20 protein-coding genes are annotated in these 18,594 nt (G+C 33.1%); 9 read left to right on the forward strand and 11 right to left on the reverse strand.

Annotation, left to right across the window (positions count from 1 at the left end; all coding sequences use genetic code 11):
* Positions 1 to 8 precede the first annotated feature (8 nt).
* From NCCP28_RS10320 to NCCP28_RS10340, 5 genes are all read left to right on the forward strand, one after another.
* Positions 9 to 1,286, forward strand: a complete 1,278-nt coding sequence (locus NCCP28_RS10320; RefSeq protein WP_248561333.1) for a methionine gamma-lyase family protein — start codon at positions 9 to 11, stop codon at positions 1,284 to 1,286.
* Positions 1,287 to 1,395: 109 nt separating this feature from the next.
* Positions 1,396 to 1,815, forward strand: a complete 420-nt coding sequence (locus NCCP28_RS10325) for a MerR family transcriptional regulator (RefSeq protein WP_248561334.1) — start codon at positions 1,396 to 1,398, stop codon at positions 1,813 to 1,815.
* Between the two features lie 43 nt (positions 1,816 to 1,858).
* The gene (gene glnA, locus NCCP28_RS10330; protein ID WP_248561335.1) at positions 1,859 to 3,196 is read left to right on the forward strand and encodes a type I glutamate--ammonia ligase; all 1,338 of its coding nucleotides are present in this window, start codon (positions 1,859 to 1,861) and stop codon (positions 3,194 to 3,196) included.
* A 244-nt stretch (positions 3,197 to 3,440) separates the two neighbouring features.
* Positions 3,441 to 4,331, forward strand: coding sequence for a hypothetical protein (locus NCCP28_RS10335; protein WP_248561336.1), 891 nt, complete (start codon positions 3,441 to 3,443; stop codon positions 4,329 to 4,331).
* Positions 4,332 to 4,334: 3 nt separating this feature from the next.
* Entirely contained in the window at positions 4,335 to 7,907 is a 3,573-nt protein-coding gene (locus tag NCCP28_RS10340) for a DEAD/DEAH box helicase (protein WP_248561337.1), read from the forward strand.
* A 152-nt stretch (positions 7,908 to 8,059) separates the two neighbouring features.
* On the opposite strand, the gene NCCP28_RS10345 is transcribed toward NCCP28_RS10340, so the two are convergent.
* The 8 genes from NCCP28_RS10345 to NCCP28_RS10380 all read right to left on the reverse strand — a co-directional run bounded on the left by NCCP28_RS10345 (position 8,060) and on the right by NCCP28_RS10380 (position 13,091).
* Positions 8,060 to 8,332, reverse strand: coding sequence for a tyrosine-type recombinase/integrase (locus NCCP28_RS10345; protein WP_375709389.1), 273 nt, complete (start codon positions 8,330 to 8,332; stop codon positions 8,060 to 8,062).
* Between the two features lie 125 nt (positions 8,333 to 8,457).
* Positions 8,458 to 8,730 (reverse strand): tyrosine-type recombinase/integrase, encoded by a 273-nt coding sequence (locus NCCP28_RS10350; protein WP_309296625.1) that lies wholly within the window; start codon positions 8,728 to 8,730, stop codon positions 8,458 to 8,460.
* Positions 8,731 to 8,737: 7 nt separating this feature from the next.
* Positions 8,738 to 9,241, reverse strand: coding sequence for an N-terminal phage integrase SAM-like domain-containing protein (locus NCCP28_RS10355; protein ID WP_248561339.1), 504 nt, complete (start codon positions 9,239 to 9,241; stop codon positions 8,738 to 8,740).
* Positions 9,242 to 9,407: 166 nt separating this feature from the next.
* Positions 9,408 to 9,944, reverse strand: a complete 537-nt coding sequence (locus NCCP28_RS10360; RefSeq protein WP_248561340.1) for a hypothetical protein — start codon at positions 9,942 to 9,944, stop codon at positions 9,408 to 9,410.
* Position 9,945: 1 nt separating this feature from the next.
* On the reverse strand, positions 9,946 to 10,884 hold the full coding sequence (locus NCCP28_RS10365; protein ID WP_248561341.1) for a DUF4747 family protein: 939 nt from the start codon (positions 10,882 to 10,884) through the stop codon (positions 9,946 to 9,948).
* On the reverse strand, positions 10,863 to 11,441 hold the full coding sequence (locus NCCP28_RS10370) for an ImmA/IrrE family metallo-endopeptidase (RefSeq protein ID WP_248561342.1): 579 nt from the start codon (positions 11,439 to 11,441) through the stop codon (positions 10,863 to 10,865). Before NCCP28_RS10370 ends, NCCP28_RS10365 begins: the two co-directional genes overlap by 22 nt.
* A 180-nt stretch (positions 11,442 to 11,621) precedes the next feature.
* Complete coding sequence (locus NCCP28_RS10375; RefSeq protein ID WP_248561343.1) at positions 11,622 to 12,602, reverse strand: 3'-5' exonuclease; 981 nt, start codon at positions 12,600 to 12,602, stop codon at positions 11,622 to 11,624.
* 72 nt (positions 12,603 to 12,674) lie between these two features.
* Complete coding sequence (locus NCCP28_RS10380; protein ID WP_248561344.1) at positions 12,675 to 13,091, reverse strand: helix-turn-helix domain-containing protein; 417 nt, start codon at positions 13,089 to 13,091, stop codon at positions 12,675 to 12,677.
* Positions 13,092 to 13,261: 170 nt separating this feature from the next.
* Here NCCP28_RS10380 and NCCP28_RS10385 point away from each other — a divergent pair, with 170 nt between their 5' ends.
* From NCCP28_RS10385 to NCCP28_RS10395, 3 genes are all read left to right on the forward strand, one after another.
* Positions 13,262 to 13,456: a helix-turn-helix domain-containing protein gene (locus NCCP28_RS10385; protein ID WP_248561345.1), complete on the forward strand. Its 195-nt coding sequence runs from the start codon at positions 13,262 to 13,264 to the stop codon at positions 13,454 to 13,456.
* Between the two features lie 83 nt (positions 13,457 to 13,539).
* Entirely contained in the window at positions 13,540 to 13,698 is a 159-nt protein-coding gene (locus tag NCCP28_RS10390) for a hypothetical protein (protein ID WP_248561346.1), read from the forward strand.
* A gap of 11 nt (positions 13,699 to 13,709) precedes the next feature.
* Complete coding sequence (locus NCCP28_RS10395; protein WP_248561347.1) at positions 13,710 to 14,111, forward strand: helix-turn-helix domain-containing protein; 402 nt, start codon at positions 13,710 to 13,712, stop codon at positions 14,109 to 14,111.
* 960 nt (positions 14,112 to 15,071) lie between these two features.
* Here NCCP28_RS10395 and NCCP28_RS10400 read toward each other — a convergent pair.
* A complete protein-coding gene (locus NCCP28_RS10400) occupies positions 15,072 to 15,233 on the reverse strand; it encodes a hypothetical protein (protein WP_248561348.1) in 162 nt (53 codons plus the stop codon).
* A 491-nt stretch (positions 15,234 to 15,724) separates the two neighbouring features.
* Here NCCP28_RS10400 and NCCP28_RS10405 point away from each other — a divergent pair, with 491 nt between their 5' ends.
* Positions 15,725 to 16,180: a hypothetical protein gene (locus NCCP28_RS10405; protein ID WP_248561349.1), complete on the forward strand. Its 456-nt coding sequence runs from the start codon at positions 15,725 to 15,727 to the stop codon at positions 16,178 to 16,180.
* 1,068 nt (positions 16,181 to 17,248) lie between these two features.
* Here the strand turns inward: NCCP28_RS10405 and NCCP28_RS10410 are convergent.
* Complete coding sequence (locus NCCP28_RS10410) at positions 17,249 to 17,749, reverse strand: CBO0543 family protein (protein WP_248561350.1); 501 nt, start codon at positions 17,747 to 17,749, stop codon at positions 17,249 to 17,251.
* A 311-nt stretch (positions 17,750 to 18,060) separates the two neighbouring features.
* Positions 18,061 to 18,549, reverse strand: a complete 489-nt coding sequence (locus tag NCCP28_RS10415) for a CBO0543 family protein (protein ID WP_248561351.1) — start codon at positions 18,547 to 18,549, stop codon at positions 18,061 to 18,063.
* Positions 18,550 to 18,594: the final 45 nt, after the last annotated feature.

Here is an 18,594-nt window from a genome sequence, read left to right on the forward strand (position 1 = left end):
AGACAAAAATGTACGAACAATTAACATTTGGCAGTAATTTAAAAAGGTTGGCAGAAGAGGTCGAATTGCAAATTCATCCTGTTCACCAGCAAATTGAAGCAAAAATAGATGAAAATCAATTTCGTGTGCTGCAAAGCTTTCAAAACCATAAAGTCAGCGAATCTCATTTTATCCCGTCAACAGGATATGGCTATGACGATATTGGGAGAGACACGTTAGAGAGCATCTATGCAGAAACTTTCGGCGGGGAAGCAGGTCTTGTACGCCCGCAAATTATTTCAGGAACACATGCAATCAGCATTGCCCTTTTTGGGATTTTGCGCCCAGGAGACGAACTTCTGTATATTACGGGAAAACCGTATGACACATTAGAAGAAATCGTCGGCATTCGCGGTGATGGAGTCGGCTCTTTAAAAGAATTCAATATCTCATATGATAGTGTTGATCTTAAACAAGATGGCACTGTTGATTTTGAAGGCGTTGCTGCAAAAATAAAACCGAATACAAAAATGATTGGCATACAGCGCTCAAAGGGATATGCGACAAGACCTTCTTTTACCATCAGTGAAATCAAAGAAATGATTTCGCATGTAAAAGAATTAAAAGAAGATGTGGTGGTATTTGTCGACAACTGTTACGGAGAGTTTGTGGAATCTCTGGAGCCATGCCATGTTGGCGCAGATTTAATGGCAGGTTCTTTAATAAAAAATCCTGGCGGCGGCATTGCGAAAACAGGAGGCTATATTGTCGGCAAAGAGAACTTGGTTAAAGCTTGCTCCTACAGGATGACATCACCAGGAATTGGTGCAGAAGCAGGTGCGTCCCTTTATAGCCTGCAAGAAATGTACCAAGGGTTTTTCCTTGCTCCCCATGTTGTGGGCCAAAGTCTAAAAGGTGCAGTGTTTACAGCAGCGATGCTAGACAGATTAGGAATGAATTCCACTCCAAAATGGGATGCGTTAAGAACGGATTTAATTCAGTCTGTCCAATTTGATGATAAAAATAAAATGGTGGCGTTTTGCCAGGCGATTCAATATGCTTCTCCTGTAAATTCTCATGTAACAGCGTATCCAAACTATATGCCTGGATACGAAGATGACGTTATTATGGCGGCAGGGACATTTATCCAAGGGGCAAGCATTGAACTGACAGCAGATGGGCCAATACGACCTCCTTATGTGGCATATGTCCAAGGCGGGCTAACATATTCTCATGTGAAAATCGCTGTATGTATGGCAGTAAATCGCTTATTGGAACAGCAGTTAATTACAATAAACGAAGCATAATCAAGTTATTGACAAACAAGGGGTAGAAACTGTCACATTAGTTGACAATATATCTTACAAATTTTATAATGAATTTGGGTAAATTTATATATAAAAGGAGCCGATTACTATGTCTGGTAGTCAAATTCGTCGGTCGATGCCTCTATTCCCAATAAGTATTGTTATGCAGTTAACAGAGCTGTCCGCTCGACAAATTCGCTACTATGAAGAGCATGAATTAGTGGCTCCAGCAAGAACGGACGGCAACAGAAGACTTTTCTCATTAACTGATATTGATAAACTATTGGAAATCAAGGATCTAATCGATCAAGGAGTAAATTTAGCTGGAATCAAGCAAATTTTCTCTGTAAAAGATAAGCAAGTGTTAACAGATGAAGTGAAGAAAGAAGCAGAAAAAGCTCGCCGGGAGTTGTCAGACGAAGATTTGCGCAAACTGCTGCGCAAGGAACTTCTAAATGCTGGACGCTTTAACAATTCAACTCGCCCATCCATGCATCAGGGCGATATGTCAAGATTTTTTCCAAGATAAGTAGCATATAAAAAACATATGGGAATCAAGGAGGAATATGGGGATGGCTAAAAATTATACTAAAGAAGATATCAAACGATTTGCAGAAGAAAGCAATGTTAAATTTATTCGCCTTCAATTTACAGATATTCTAGGAACAATCAAAAACGTGGAAATTCCAATTAGCCAACTTGATAAAGCATTAGACAATAAAATGATGTTTGATGGATCATCCATTGAAGGGTTTGTGCGCATTGAAGAATCCGACATGTACTTATATCCTGATCTCAATACATGGGTAGTATTCCCATGGACAGCGGAAAAAGGCAAAGTGGCACGCTTGATCTGCGATATCTACAATCCAGATGGCACACCATTTGAAGGAGATCCGCGCAATAACTTAAGAAGAATCCTTAAAGAAATGGAAGCGCTTGGATTTACAGATTTCAACTTAGGGCCAGAGCCTGAATTCTTCTTATTTAAATTGGATGAAAAGGGCAATCCATCCCTTGAATTGAATGACAATGGCGGCTATTTCGACTTAGCTCCAACAGATTTAGGGGAAAACTGTCGCCGCGACATTGTTCTTGAGCTAGAAGAAATGGGCTTTGAAATTGAAGCATCCCATCATGAAGTAGCCCCGGGACAACATGAAATTGATTTTAAATATGCAGACGCTGTAACAGCATGCGATCAAATTCAAACATTTAAATTGGTTGTTAAAACAATTGCAAGAAAACATGGCCTGCACGCAACATTTATGCCGAAACCATTGTTTGGCGTAAACGGCTCAGGCATGCACTGCAACCTATCTTTATTTAAAGATGGCCAAAATGCTTTCTTCGCTCCATCAAGCGAATTAGAATTAAGCGATACAGCGCTGCAATTTATCTCAGGTATTATTAAACATGCAACGAGCTTTACAGCGATTGCAAATCCGACTGTAAACTCATATAAACGCCTAGTGCCAGGATACGAGGCGCCATGTTATGTAGCATGGTCTGCACGCAACCGCTCGCCATTAATCCGCATCCCAGCATCACGGGGATTAAGCACACGTGTTGAAGTGCGCAGCGTTGACCCAGCAGCAAACCCATATCTTGTAATGGCAGCTCTTCTAAAAGCAGGACTTGACGGCATCAAAAACGACATGTTCCCGCCAGCTCCAGTAGATCGCAACATCTACATCATGAGCAAAGAAGAACGCCTAGCAGAAGGAATCGTCGACCTTCCTGCAACACTTTCAGACGCCCTAACAGAACTAAAACAAAACGATGTAATGATCGATGCACTTGGCGAACATATCTTTGCACACTTTATCGAAGCAAAAGAAATCGAGTGGGACATGTTCCGCACGCAAGTCCATCCATGGGAAAGAGATCAATACATGGAAATGTACTAAGAAATAGAAGCCTTGGCGCTGTAAGCGTCAGGGCTTTTTTATGGGGGACAAGCATCATACAGAAATATTTATTTTTTAATTAATGCCCCGATTTTGCCCCCCAATTTGACTAAATAAAATTGCACAAGTTTTAATGGCCTAAAAAAATTTCCATGTTCTGTTGAACTATAAGACAACTGCAACAACATCTTATGATTATACTATTTTGATAGAAAACAATATGAACTGCGGGTGAAGTTATTTGTTGAGTGGGCTAAAATTACCATCGCTAAATTCATGGTTATATAATGATGTATCTGAGAATGCTGACAAGCAATATAGGCATAGTTTAATTAGAGAACAGAATAAATCTGAGGATAAAGAAGCTATACTTAAGGAATTAAAACCCTTAGTCCAGAGAGCACATGACGATACTAGGTTTAAGCTAAGAGAGTTTTTAAGAGATACTTTAGATCCACTAGAAGAATGGGACGAGGATATAGATCCTGCTAATGGTTACCCTGAGATGTTGGACTTGACGACTCTAAAAGGATATTTTGGAGAATTTTTCTCTGGTTTAGTTGCAGAAAATTTTTCTCCTTTTGGTGAAGAGAACTGGAGAGTTCCAATTTTTTCATTTAGATTCCATGAAACAGCTTTTGATCAATTAGAAATGTATCGACAGACGGGCACAATGAAGAAAGCAACTTATGGCCGAACGGGCGATGATTGCTTGGCGTTTGTTTTGAAAGGGGATAGTATTGAGAAAATACTGTTCTTGGAGGCTAAATGCACAGCAAAATATAATCTAAATATGATAGCTGATGCACATACTAAAATTAGTAGTGCAAATCAAAAGCCTGTAGAATTATCGCGATTAATTACTGCATTAAAAGCATATCAAGGTAATGAAGAAGCAGAAATATGGATTACAGCTTTGCGAAAATTATTCTTAGCCAAGAATGGTTTTGAGAGATACGATTGTGTAAGCTATGTTTGTGGACAATTCCCTAAGTCACCGAAAAGTAAATTAAGCTGGATTTCTCGTGAGGATCCTCATGCTAACTATTTGGGTGAAAGGAAGTTAGAAGCAGTTGAAATTCAAATTACTAATGTTGATGAATTGGTAAAAGAAATGTACGGGAAGGAAGAATAATCCTTGACAGATAATGAAAAAACATTTGAATATCTTCAAGCTGTGCGTTCAGAATTGGCTAGTGAAGCTTTACCTCCATCGTTTGCTAAATTGTACAGTCAGTATACTCGAATGAAAATGAACCAGCCTAGCTTAAAAGGATGGAGAGCTGATGAATTCTCAGATAGGTTGGCAGATGCAGTTACACTGCTCGATGCAGGATTAACAGAACGTGAGATAGGGGGAGGGGAATGGAGAAGTTTACTTAAACGATCTGGAGAACTATTAGAATGGCTTTCTCATCCTGAAATAAATGTAGAAAAGCTACCTTTACGTCTTCTTTCAGCAGGGGTATACCAATTGGCAGGATATCCAGCTCTTTCAATGGGTTTACTAAATAATGAAATTTCGGATTCAAGTGAGTCTCGAATACTCATTGCTCTTCTAAAAGGAGACTTCCCTAAGGTACTTTCTTTAATTACTGATTTTTGGAGTGGGAAAATTACTGAATTTACTAACAATGCAGATAAATTTAATGAAAAAGATATAAATATAAGGGTAGTAGAAGAAATAATTAGATCCTTAGGGGTTTTATGTGCATATATGCGTTGGGACGAAAGAAAAAGACTAAAACAAGCACAAAAAAAGTTACATGACATATCTGAAATTATGATTTATGGAACTGATAATTATTCATGGCTACTCTCTAAAATTGTATCAGAAGTTGTAGCCGAATTTATAAATGGGTCAATGCGAGGCTATGTACAACAATTAAAGGTCGGTGTATCTGATTATGGAAAGTCAGCTTTTGAAAGGTATCTTAGGAGTAATTATCAATCAAGAAAATCACTTGCATGGTATTCTCAAGTACAGGGTATTGAGAGATTATTAAAAGATGGATCCTTTGCATTATGTACACCAACAGGATCAGGGAAAACTACTATAGCAGAGTTAGCTATTATTCAAAGCATTTTCCAAGACGAAGAGAACATCTTGCATCTAGCAGCCGGTTCCATTGTTATGTATCTGGTTCCTTCTAGAGCACTAGCAACAGAAGTGGAAGCGAAAATGAAAACAGTGCTTGGTAATTTGGGTAGTTATTCAGTAAAAGTTACTGGGCTATATGGAGGAGTTGATTGGGGCCCAACCGATGCTTGGATTAATACTGAAGAACCGGCTGTATTAATTTGTACTTATGAGAAGGGAGAAGCATTAATTAGATTTCTAGGCCCACTATTTCTTAACAGAGTTTCTTTAGTTGTTATTGATGAAGCTCACTCTGTGCAATTCAATGGTAGTAACTATGATGGACTAAGAACAGCGGATGATAGAAGTTTAAGATTAGAAATGCTTACTAATCGTATATTACGCTATTTAGGGGGAAAACGAATAATTGCACTCTCTGCAGTAGCAGAAGAAAATAAATCACTCGCACAATGGATATCAGGAAGTGAAACCGCTAATCCAGTTATATCAAATTATAGAAGTACTCGACAATTAATTGGACGTCTTGAATGGTTACCGACAGGACAGTTCGAAATTAGATATGACTCACTAAATGGTAATGATTTGGGTTTTAGTGATAATGGTAACAAAGATGATGTTCCATTTATACAGAATCCCTTTAAGCCGCTTCCTGTAAAGTATAATGAAATACCAAAGAGCTTTACTAATGAAAAAAAAGGCGTAAGTAAGCGACAAAGACCGTATCTGTTTTGGGCTACAATGCAATTAGCACAACCTGATGAATTAGGAGTTCAGCATTCGGTATTAATATCAATCACACAACATGTCAGTGGATATGCTGAAGACTTTTTAAATGTAATAAATAAAATATTAGCAGGAAAGGAAATTCCTAATTTTTTCTCGCTACCAATTGATGCAGTAAAGAGAGAACTATTTGAAAAATGTTTAAATGCTTGTGAAGATTATTTTGGTATAGAATCGAATGAATTTCAACTTCTTAAAATGGGGATAGTAGTACATCACGGTAGTATGCCAGGTTTACTTGCGAGGTTATTAATTGAGCTTATTCAGAAGAGAATAGTATTTATAGCCATTGCAACATCTACATTATCTGAGGGTGTAAATTTACCTTTTGAAACAGTCATTATACCCACTTTAATGCGGAGGCAAGAAACACTTCCTGTTTCTGAATTTAAGAACCTTGTTGGGAGAGCTGGTAGGCCTGGTTCGGGTACTGAAGGACGTACTCTTATATTTTTAGAATCCAAACCCTTAGATTACAGTAGTAAGTCTGCTCATAAAAATTATTTTAAAATAGTTGATGAATTAACAAAGGAACAAATACCAGAGGAAGATACACCAATGTTAAGTCCGCTAGGGGCATTATTGAGAAATATTGCTAAAGAATGGAGTCGTGTTTCTAACTCCACTTCACAAAGTGAATTTTTTAAATGGTTAGAAACAGTAGTGCCACATGAAACTCCAACAAAGGAAGGAAGTTTATTAGCAGAGGAGTCTCTTGATTCCTTGGATGGATATCTTATTTCAATATTGGTTGAAGAAGAGCTGATGGTAGGTAAAGAATACAATAAATTCGAGATTGAAGATTTTTTAAAGGATGTTTGGAGAAAAACTTATGCAAACTATGTTATGAGCAATGAAGAACTTTGGGGAAATGTATTCGTGACTAGAGGCAATGCAATAAAAGAAAAGATTTATCCTGATAGTGAACTAAGACGCCGACTTTATCGTACCAGTGTATCGCCAAGGTATGGGAAAGCAATAATAAAAGAATATATAAATATTGGAGAACACTTAAAAACTGGTACCACTTATACGGATTGGACAGATAAAGAGCGGCTAATGTACATAAATCATACTGTTGAATTAATCAGTATGATTGGGAAATTTAAAGTACCTGACAGTTTTGGAAGAGGGAAAAATCCACCCGCTTGGAATGATATTATGTCGTGGTGGTTAAACCCTAAAGGAGTAAATAAAAAACCAACAAAAAAACAGGTTTCTGATTGGATAAAATTTGTTAAATCACAATTTGAATATAAATTTAATTGGGGGCTCGGTACTGTTTTAGCTCTTATATTGGATGATACTAATGAAGGGATTTTACAAGAAACAAAGATTGAAGATTGGCCTAAAACTGGGCTACCATGGATAGTATTTTGGCTAAAAGAGTTATTTAATTGGGGAACATTAGATCCTGTTGTTTCTATGATTTTAGCTAATGGAATAGAATATACACGCACTAATGCTGAGAAAAGGGCAGAACATTACTATGAAACTTGTAATGGAATTCCTGTTGATGAAATTTTAAATCCAAGAAGAATAAAAAAATGGTTAAATGAAAATATCCCTAAAAATAAACTAGCTATAATAAATAGTACTAGTAAAGAGTTTAAAGCAAATTTATCAAGAGACTTTACTAATATAAAAATTTCTGAATGGCGAGTTATTCCTATAATGTCGGATAACTATATATCTTGGATTGACCCCGCTGGATATGAATTGGCGAAAGGTGAAATTCCGGATGATTGGGTGGAAAATAAGGAATCTAGATTTGACTTTATCCTTAATATCAATTCAAGTACGGTGATTATGACAAAGTATCTATAGAATAGTTTGTCATAATCAACTAGGTTGAAAAAATTCTGAAAATTCGATTTGAAACATGTTGTTTAGATCTTTATAAACTAAATTAAATAATAGTCATACTAAAACGATAAACGCCTTCCTAGATAAAGGCGTTTATTAATTCAATGTAATTATTAGCTATTTGATTTGAAATTTTGATTAGCTCTATAAATAATATCTTTCGTAGGGCATTCAAAACGTTCAATTGCATCGGTTTCAATTTTTTTACTTACATGAGTATAAATATCTGAAGTAATCTGCATGGAACCATGGCCTAAAGCTTCTTGGATATATTTCATTTCAACATTTGATTCCAAAAGAAGTACAGCATGCGTATGACGTAATGTATGGATGCTGAGAGAGGGCAAGTCAGCTTTTTCTAGTATTCTACGAAAAGCATTAAACAAAGTGGACTTCGGCAGCGGTGATCCATTCTCTCTGCAAAAGAACAAATCCAGATCACTTTTATAGGCTTTCTTTAAGCGAAAGATATTATCGTTCTGTCTGATCTTGTGTGAGCGAAAATCCATCGCTAAACGATTGGTGATAGGTATTTTTCCCTTACAGAGTGATAAGTCTTTGTATCGCTGAATAATTCATCGTCAGACGCTGCTTCATAATCTAAAGATTTCTCTATACGTATACGGTTAGAAGAAAGATCCACATTACTCCATTGCAGGGCAAGGGCTTCACCTTTGCGGACACCTGTTTCAATTAAAAAACGAAAGAAGATATAGTACGTATAATTGTCAGTAAGAACAGCATCTAAGAAAGTCTCGATTTTATCATAAGGAATGAACTTGATTGCTGCCTTATTTTATTTTTCCCTTGGCAGAGTAGATGGAAACATCGGTGCATGGATTATCATGTATCTTTCTTAATATTTTTACCTTTTGCATGGCCCCATACATCGTGCTATGAACGATTTCAACAGTTCTCTTACTATAGCTACTTTCAATTAAATGATTAATAAATTTTTGATATAATTTATAGCTTAGATCATCTAACTGGATGTTCTGGAAGTAGGGGACAATATAATTTTTGATATTTCTCTCATGTATTCGATAAGTATTCTTCGCGATCTTGCCTTCCTTATATTCCTTCAGCCAAAACTCTAGAAATTCAGCAAGTGTTTCATTGGAAGCCGAGTCGAAGCCCAGCTGTATACTACGTTTTATTTCTTCATAAGCTTTTTCAGCAAGAGGTTTGGACTGAACCCCTTGTCGCTTTACTTCACGCTGTTTTCCCGTTATTTTGTCTTTATATTTGTATCGGAAAGACCAATTACCAGGGAATATTCTTTTGAAACTTGCCATTGTATTCCCTTTATTTTTATTGCTTATATCCTATTGGGAATTAGGGAACAAAAATAGTTATTACAAGGTACAATGTAATTATAGAACTAAAGCTCTTCTTGTAAATATACAACAAATTAGCACGTATGTTCTTTTTTTGTCAATAAAAAAAGCACATCATAGAGTATTAATCTTTCATTTGAGCTCTTTGAAGTGCTAATTGAATAACTAACCCTGTCAAACTTACAGTGTAAAAGGTGGAATATAAAAAAATAAATATCTCTAAGAAAGTAAAATAATTAGTGAAAGGAGCTAATATAATAGCGTTCTCACAAAAAATTAATAAAAGGCATAATAAAATGCTAATTCCCCATAGACTTACTGCTTTCCAAAACGGAAAGAGAAACTTGTGTAATAGTTTTTTTTCTAGCATGATAGGAAGTAAAGACTGATGAAATAAAGTAATTGTTAAAGTTAGGGATGCTATTACTATCCCAAATATGGAGGCTGAAGCACCAATTAGTGGTTCATTAATAGCGAACCCAATACCATTAACTTGTTTACTAAAATCGCCGGTTTTCCATAGAAAGTAACCGATTGAACCTGTTATTAAGAAAGCCCAGAAAAGGGACCAATTTATGTAAAATTTAATCCCTTTTGTTTTAAATAACCCTAAATAAGTAGTGTCATTATACTGCAACTTGTTTTTTCTTTTATTTATCAAATTAATCACCACTATTAACTTTATTTTTAGATAACTTAATAAATGAACATAATTTACTAACAAGACTTAAATTGTCGATCTCATGTAAAATAATATGTCTTACTGATTTTCTGGAGGAAAATTTCTTTTTAGACTTTTCAATTCTATCTTTTCTTTTTCCTTTTACAACTACTTCGTTATATCCTTTTACGTCAATAGTACCATAACCAGATTCAACTAAGCTAATACCATTCTCAATGGAATTAATAAACTCTGGCTTTTCATCGCTTGTTTTGTCAGAAAGTACTTTAAAACCATCTTTATTCTCCATTTGAATAATTAATTCCTTTAATCCTGCATCATTTATAATATCTTGATAGGAATTAAATTCTTCTTTACCTGGGTTAGGATGTATTAAATAAAATCCTACATGAGTTATATTATCAATTGTAAGTAATTGGCTTCTAATATGCTGTGGAACTGGTATAGGATTGATAACAACATCACCAACCATAGTATCGCTGCTTAATAATTTTGTGAATAATTCTCTGAACTCTTGAGCACTAATAGAACCAGTACTTTCATGTGCTAGGATTTCAGATTGAGGATCATAAACAAAGAAAGCAGTGTGTGCTAACTCATAATCAGTTGTTCTTTGTACAGTTTTGTCGCCAATCTTAACTTTTTGATTTTTGAACTTTGATTTTGTCACATTGCCAATTATTATAGTTTCATTGTTGTTAGGAATCTTTGATACATCAGTAAAAGACCAATTCCATGAATTAATTTTTATTGGTTTGGATTCTATAATGACTCTAGGAATATGAACATTTATGATTTCATTTAAATCTAAACTAAATATATTCTCATGTACATTAATCTTAGCTGCGTAGAACGTTCTTTTATGCATTTTCCTTATCTCCTTGAATAAATTATTAATTAATAAATCTCCAAACTCCACAATCTCTCCCTAATCTGCACAAACCCATCCACCCTATGTTTGTAAATCAACTCCAGCTGGTAATGCGCAAATTCTTTTGTCACCAGGAAGTGATCAGCAATATCGTTTATTAATATTGGCTCATTGACTGTAGCTGTATAAATATCTTTTAGGAAGTGGTGGGGCATAAGCAGGTATGCTGACGTCCGTTTTGCTTGGCTTTCTTGTTTGTCTAATGTAAGCTTGTCCATCATTAGCTGAGAAGAATAGTGGGAATAGATATGACAAAATTCTTCTGCTAATAGCATTCTTTTTTCGATTGGATCTAGATCGGGGAAAATATAGATGGTGCCACGGCGACCGTTGTGTTTTGGGATAGAGTATGATTTTAAATGTTTAATAGATGTATATTCTTCGATGTCTGCAAAATAGTTTTGATCTAAGGGCTTAATCAAAATACCGTATCTCCAGCAGATATCGTATAAATCAATTTCATCTGCATGTTGATAATTGAAATGTGAAAGTACTGTATTTGCCCGTCGTTCCCAATCATCTATTTTCTTCTCTAAAATTTGCATCATCATTACCCCAGTCGTACATGTTGTTAATCTTTTATGATGAACCTACGATTCTTATAAAAGAACGATTGTCCATAAAAAGTTAAATTAATAGTAGTTTATTACTATGTATAGGTTAAAAATTAACACGATTTAGGAATCGTGTTAATTGATACAAAAAAATTTCACAAGATAAAAAATCTACATTTCAAATTCTCTTTTAAACTTTATATCTATTTTTATTGACTCGTACAAAAAAGCAGCTGCTAAAGCATCGTCATAGGACCTATGCGATTTTTCGGGTTTATAACCAATATAATCGCATAAATCAGATAACTTATAAGAATATCCATCACTTCTTACGTCTTTCATATATCTTTTTGCTAAAGCTAATGTATCGTCAACTTTATTGTTAAATTTAATATTGCATTCTGCACCATACTGTTTGATAAAATTTATATCAAAAGGAGCATTATGAGCAATTAAGGGATAACTTTGGATAAACTCGGACAATTTTTCTAATGCTTCATTTAGAGGAATTCCTTCTGTTTCTAGGTCATGGTCAGTAATACCTGTAATTTGTATTATTTTTTTTGTTGATTTTTTTTTTGTTTTGACAAAGCATTGAAAATATTCAACTGCATAGCCATGAATAATTTTTACTGCACCTATCTCAATAATTTCATGTTTTTCGGGACTTAACCCTGTAGTCTCCAAATCAAAAGCAATATAACGATCATAAGGCTTCTTTTGTTGTATAAAGGTAGTCTGAACTTTTTCTTTCTCTTCAAGTGTTAACTTTTTTCTATTGTTATTAATGGTATTGTTATATAAAGCATAGTCTCTAAGACATTGAACCCGAAAATCATCTATATGCATGTCATTAATTCTATAGTCAAAATACTTTTCTTTTCTTAATTGACTAGTAACATTAATTAATTCATGAAGAAGTTCTTTTTTTTCAAAGAGATCTTTGCTTTTATGTATTTTGAATATTGTCTCATAGATATTACCGACAATAGATGCATAATTACTTTTGATTAAATCAAAACAACTTTTACAAAAAACTGTATCATGAATTTTTTTAATAGGGCTTGTTGGCAATTCGCTATTGCATTGTGCACAGTGAGAACCTTTGTTAATATCACTATTATAATAAGAGCCAGTCTGGTTATTATACAAAGAAGACACCTCATCAAATTTAATAATTTAATGCAGAAAATTGGTTAGATAATAATACCTTTATATAAAGTCTTAATCTTCAAATTCTCCAAATCCATCTCCACGATTTTCTTCTTCATCGTCATCATCCAAGAATAGATTTTTTGCCTTCTGTAGCTTAATAAGTTCCTTTATTTTCTTTTCAGGATTTTTTGCTAAATCGTGAAAGAAGATAGGGTGTCTTTTTAACTCTTCGAATACTTTATATTCTTGTGGAGTTAAATCAATTTTTTTCCCTGATACAAGGATATTTTTAGTTCCAGAAATTAAATAATCCGTTGTAGCATCATAAAGATCTGCTAGTTTTTTTAAAGTGTTAGTATCAGGATCTCTAACATCTCTTTCGTAATTAGATAAAACTGCATTGGTAATACCGACTTTTTTTGCCACATGTAATTGAGACCAATTTCTCTTTTCTCTTTCATTTTTTAAACGTGATCCCAAACTCACTGTAATATCACCATTTTCTAGAAATAACTTTTATTAAGTACATAATACAATAAATAAACGTAATGTTGAAAAAATCAAACAAAAAGTTGAAAGAAATTGAATGTAAACACTATGTTAAATATAGTCGAAATAACAAATTAAACTTTACGTTGAATAAAAGGGGTGGATTAATGACTATAAATATGAAAATCAAAAGTATTAGAAAAGAGAAAAATATAAATCAGTCCATAGTTGCTGATGCGCTTGGTATAACAGTTCAGGCATATAGCATGAAAGAAATGGGAAGAAGGCCTATAACAACTGATGAATTGCAAATTATATCACAGGCTTTAAAAGTATCAGTTATAAATTTTTCCAAAGATTGATTCAGCGTAAAGTTTAATTAAATTTAATGGAAACTTCGTCACAATTTAACCAGCTAGTTGTGATAGAAAAGGAGGTTATTTCTTTGAAAGCACAAGATATCCAAGAAATGCTCTATAAAGCCGACATAAAAACAGACATATTATCAATTGCCTATAATCTTTTGGCTGATGAAAAATACTCTAAGCAAGATGCTGGTAAAGAATTAGTTGAGTTTTTAAATAAACATGGTTTTAACGAATAGGGGGAAATGGGATGGCCATTGGCGATTTATTATCGAAAGCGAGGAAACGCCAGGGCATGACGCAGAAGGATTTAGCGGCCGATGTAAACTACAGCCGTGAAGCGATTGCCAAATATGAAACAGGAGCAAGAAAAATGCCAAAGGAGCTTTATCAAGAAGTAACCGAATCTGTTGATGATCCACAATTCTATTTTGAAACATGGGAAGCAGTTAGTGGAATAGTTAGCATTCCTTACTTTGACGGTGAATACATAGATCAGCATCCAGCCAGTATGCATTACTTAGTCAGAAAAGAAACCGCCGAAGCTTTGGAACAATTGAATACCGTTTGCTGGGTGAAGCCAGCAAACGTCCGAACAGCGGATGAACGAGAAGAAATGAAAAAAGTTCTATGCCGCAGCCAGTATGATTAATTTTAGAGAGAGCTTATTTAGGCTGCTAAATTTATAAAGTAAGTATAAATAAAAGCTTGTACCGATTAGAGGGGATAGTTGGTACAAGTGTATATAGATTGGGTAAAGTGTTGAATGGATGACTAGTAGAAAAACAATATTATTAATTATTCTGTTGATTATAAATAAAAATAGCGTTTCTTAAAAGTTCTATATCAATTTTAATTTGTTTTTTTATAAGAACACTATGGCATTTTTGATAATCATCTTCTAAGCGCTGTAGTTCCTTTTTTATTAGCTGCAAAGGTATCACTTCCTAGTAAGTAAGATATTCTATTCATTGTGTATATCCTATTAATAATAAATGGAAACAAGATATTTAAAGGTAATTATATACAATTGAGCTAAAAGAATTCATGAATTAAAACATTTATAAAGTAACTTTTAGCACATAAGGATAACTGTGTGTAGAAGGGACGGTTGAAATAACCGATTACCATTCTATTTAATGCATCATAGGCGGCGGCTACGATAACTAATATGCAGAAAGAAGTAACTAATTTTATCAGCATTGTTAAGAAATATTCCCCAAAATGTTTTATTAATTCTCTTAATGAATGGATGATCGTACCTAAAAAAAATATTTATTTTCGATTAGAAGATATACAAAACGAATTGGATTTAAACTGTAAAGTAATTGCTTGGTTATCAAGACCATTTTACAGAGGTGTTAGTTTCTATTGGCAAAAATGAGTTTTAGCAATATTGAATGAATTCTTAGGAACTACTTTTATAAAAGATGATATTAATATCATTTACACGAGATTAGGAATGATTGCAATCTTCAATTATGTGTAGAATTTATGGAATCAAAATACGATTTAACAATATTGAGTTACTGAACAGTCGATAACTACAGTGCAGAAAGGAAGGGAGTTATATAAAAAGCCTACTTTTGTATAAAGAAGGCTTTAAGAACAATTAATTAGTTGCTTGTACTTTATGACTAAATTTATCTTTAAAGTAAAGGTAATCAACTTTGTGTTTTGTAGCCATTAATTGGGAAGCTAATATTGCAGTATATATTGTTGTTAGAAGGACAGCTAATACACCAAGTCCTAATACAGAATGATTTTTTGACATAAAGTTACACCTCCTTCTAAATTTATCTTTTCTAAATTAGAAAAATTTATACAAAAGATAGTTAGTAATATCGGAAGTGGAAAGGAAGGGTGAAATGAAGAATATCGCTATATCGCTAATTGTGGACGGAGCATTTAAGAATGTACTAATACCAAGTGAAATGGTAAATGAATTGGCTGTTAATAAGGGGGGTATTACCATCTTTGTATAAAACTAAATTTCCATCTTCTTGCAATCATTAACAGCTACGAAAATTTTGATTCTAAATTAGCTTATTATAAGAAAATATATGATGAAAATCTGAACCATAAATTCGCACCTGGTATTAGAATTATCGGCTTTACTTATGGTGATAGATTTGAAGACATACAAGACGATTTTTATTAAGGCGGTTCTAACCTTTTAGGAGCATTCTTCCTCTTATGGGGCTTGTATAATACTGCATTTTATTTACATACTAAACATAACTAGTATGTGGAGGTGTATTATTTTTGAAGCAATTATTATGGTGGGGATTATTGATTCTTCCATGGTTTTTATTACTCTTTTTTGATAAAAATCGTATAAAAAGATTTTTTCCTGTTTTGCTATTATCAATTGTTTTAAATTCAATCCTTTACCAGTTAGCTGAAAAGCTAAATTGGTTTTTTGTAAAAGAAAATTTACCATTCTTGACTGATATAACTCCAACTGTATATGGAATGTTTGCTGTAGGAACATTACTGATTTTTTATTTTAATTATGGAAAATTTTGGTTGTATTTTATAGTAAATTTGTTATTCGATATTTTCCAGAGTTATGTAGTAACACCTTTTTACGGAAAGTTGGGTCTTTTTGAGCGTCAAGAAATGAATGGTTTTGAATCTCTTTTAATAATGACTCTGATGGCTTTAATTTTTTATTTATATCAAAAGTGGCAAGATACTGTAATGCTAAAAAGTGAATAATAATAAGTTGCTAACAAACAACCTCTGTTTAGGTAGAAGACGTTTTTTCTATTATCTAAGATTTGCCTATGTATCCATCTTTTTCAACTGCTTAAATTGGTCTGTCTTCAGATGATCTTTAAACTTTATATCAACACACCTTCTTAATTGATTGTCAAACTTACAGAATTGGCATATTTTGCATTTTAAATAGATAGCAAGGAAAAAGGGGCTAAGTAAGCATAATCTTGAAGAGTTAAGGGGCACTAAACGGCAGACTTTAAACCATGGTCGTGACGGGGATACGAGGAGAAAATAGCTATTATGTGAAGATAGCTTAACTTATTAATTTGCTCTTATTGCTACAAATATTAAAGCATAATAAATAATAGACAAAGAAGTATTAATATTACCAAGTGTTACTTTTACTAAATACCACCATTTTAATAATTAACTATGACAACTATTGTATTGGTTTCTTTTGCTTTGGATAGAGTAAGCAAAGATGAAAAAAATCCCCAATTTATTAGTGGTTTATTTATAAAAATGATGAGTGATACTCGACTGAACAGAGCAGCAACAATACTTTAAAGAATTGCTAGAACATGCATTGAAATTGAAGCCAAAAGAAAAATAAACTATGGCATCCTTTTGAGGGGGGCTTTTTATTTTGGAGAAAGAAGGATAATTGAATGAAGCATAAAATAGAAAATCTAATGATTGTTGTAGCATAAATCCACTCACAAAAATCATCAATAATTAGATGAAATAAAAGGAACAAAAATGGTTGATGATAGGAACATTTGTTCTTTTGATGGATAAAAAAAAACTGAATTGAGGGCTTAACAAATGAGAATTAAGAGTTCCTTTCTTTCATATTCATCTAAAAAAATTGAAAGTCGTTTTTAGAATTCTATATATTCAATATTTTCCTTTTTTACATTAGGAGATAAGAAAAGAATTTATTTTAATGAAATATAACGTTAGATAGCAGAATTTTTAAGAGAGTTAACCAACGTTTGATATGTTCTATATCCAAGGTTTCCTCATTAGGAGGAAAAAGAGATGGGAGCAGACAGCAAACACAATTTAAAAGCAATCAGTTTTCCTTGATTGCTTAGAAGCAACTTTTCTAATTAATATCATAATAAATCGAACGATTAAAAAGGTTAATGCAATGGAAATAAAGCTATGTATGGATGTCCAAGATTTTTTATATTTAATTAAATTTGTTTTTCTTTCAATCCAATGTTCAGCTAATGCAGATGGAACGCTAAATAATAATGATTTAGCCAATATTCCTAAAACACTTGAATTTTTAGTTACTTGATTAAAATATATGCAGGATACAGGAAAAAGAAGATAACTAAATAAAACGCTGACATCAAAGGTTTTTAATAATTTTACTGGATATGTTAGATACCCCTTTTTTACTAAAAGGTTGTCTAAGATGGAGGCTATGTAACTTTTCAATAAGAAAATAATTAGCCAATCTTTTAATGGAGGCTTTCGAAGTAAGTTAAGGAAAGAACTAATTCCTATAACACATAATATTCTTAAGACGATTTTTTCATACTTTTTTTTCTTCATATTAATCCTCCTATAATTTTATGTTAGTTTAACCAAGATAGGAAGGATTAATGTCTCTGTTTAAAAAAAATGCGGAATAAAAGTGAGGGAAATGTGAAAGAAGAGATTGAAATAAACAATAGCGTAACTATGAAATTATGGAAGGAGAACAAGGGTTTACCGATTTATATGATACTACCGGTTTTATATCCGGCGGTAAAGAAGATGGTGAATAAAAAGTTTTAAGCATATTTAAGGAATAGTCGACAACAACTGTTCCTTAATAAATAAGTTATGAACGGATAAATTAATTAGAGAGTATTTTGGCACAATTATTTATTGTTAGAGGTGCTACTTTTATCCCTAACTAAACCAATAAATAATCTAGAAATTAAAAAAGTTAAAGTAATGGTGATTAAACTATAAAAAGAATTCCAAGATTTTTTATATTTTATTAAAGCAGTATTTTTTTCTATGAGGTGCTCCATCAGAGTCATAGGCACACTGAAATAAAGTGATTTGAGAAATATTAAGTAAATATTAGAGTGTAATGTAAGCTGGTTATAGTAAACACAAGTTACCGGAAAAAGCAAATAATCAAATAAAAAGCTGATATTTAATTTTTTATATAAATTTACGGGATATTTGATAACTCCCTCTTTTACAAGCAATATATCTAGTATAGAAGCAGTATATCCCTTAAATAAAAAAATAAGTACCCAATCTTTAATTGGAGGTTTTCTAATAATTTTCACAAGAAACGAAATCCCAAATATATATAGACAAATTAATATTGTTTTTTCTAATTTACTACGTTTCATTATAGTTATCCCTCCAATAATACTATTTACTAATAATCGAGAAAT

Source organism: Niallia sp. NCCP-28 (assembly GCF_023168165.1).
Taxonomy (GTDB): Bacteria; Bacillota; Bacilli; order Bacillales; family Cytobacillaceae; genus Niallia.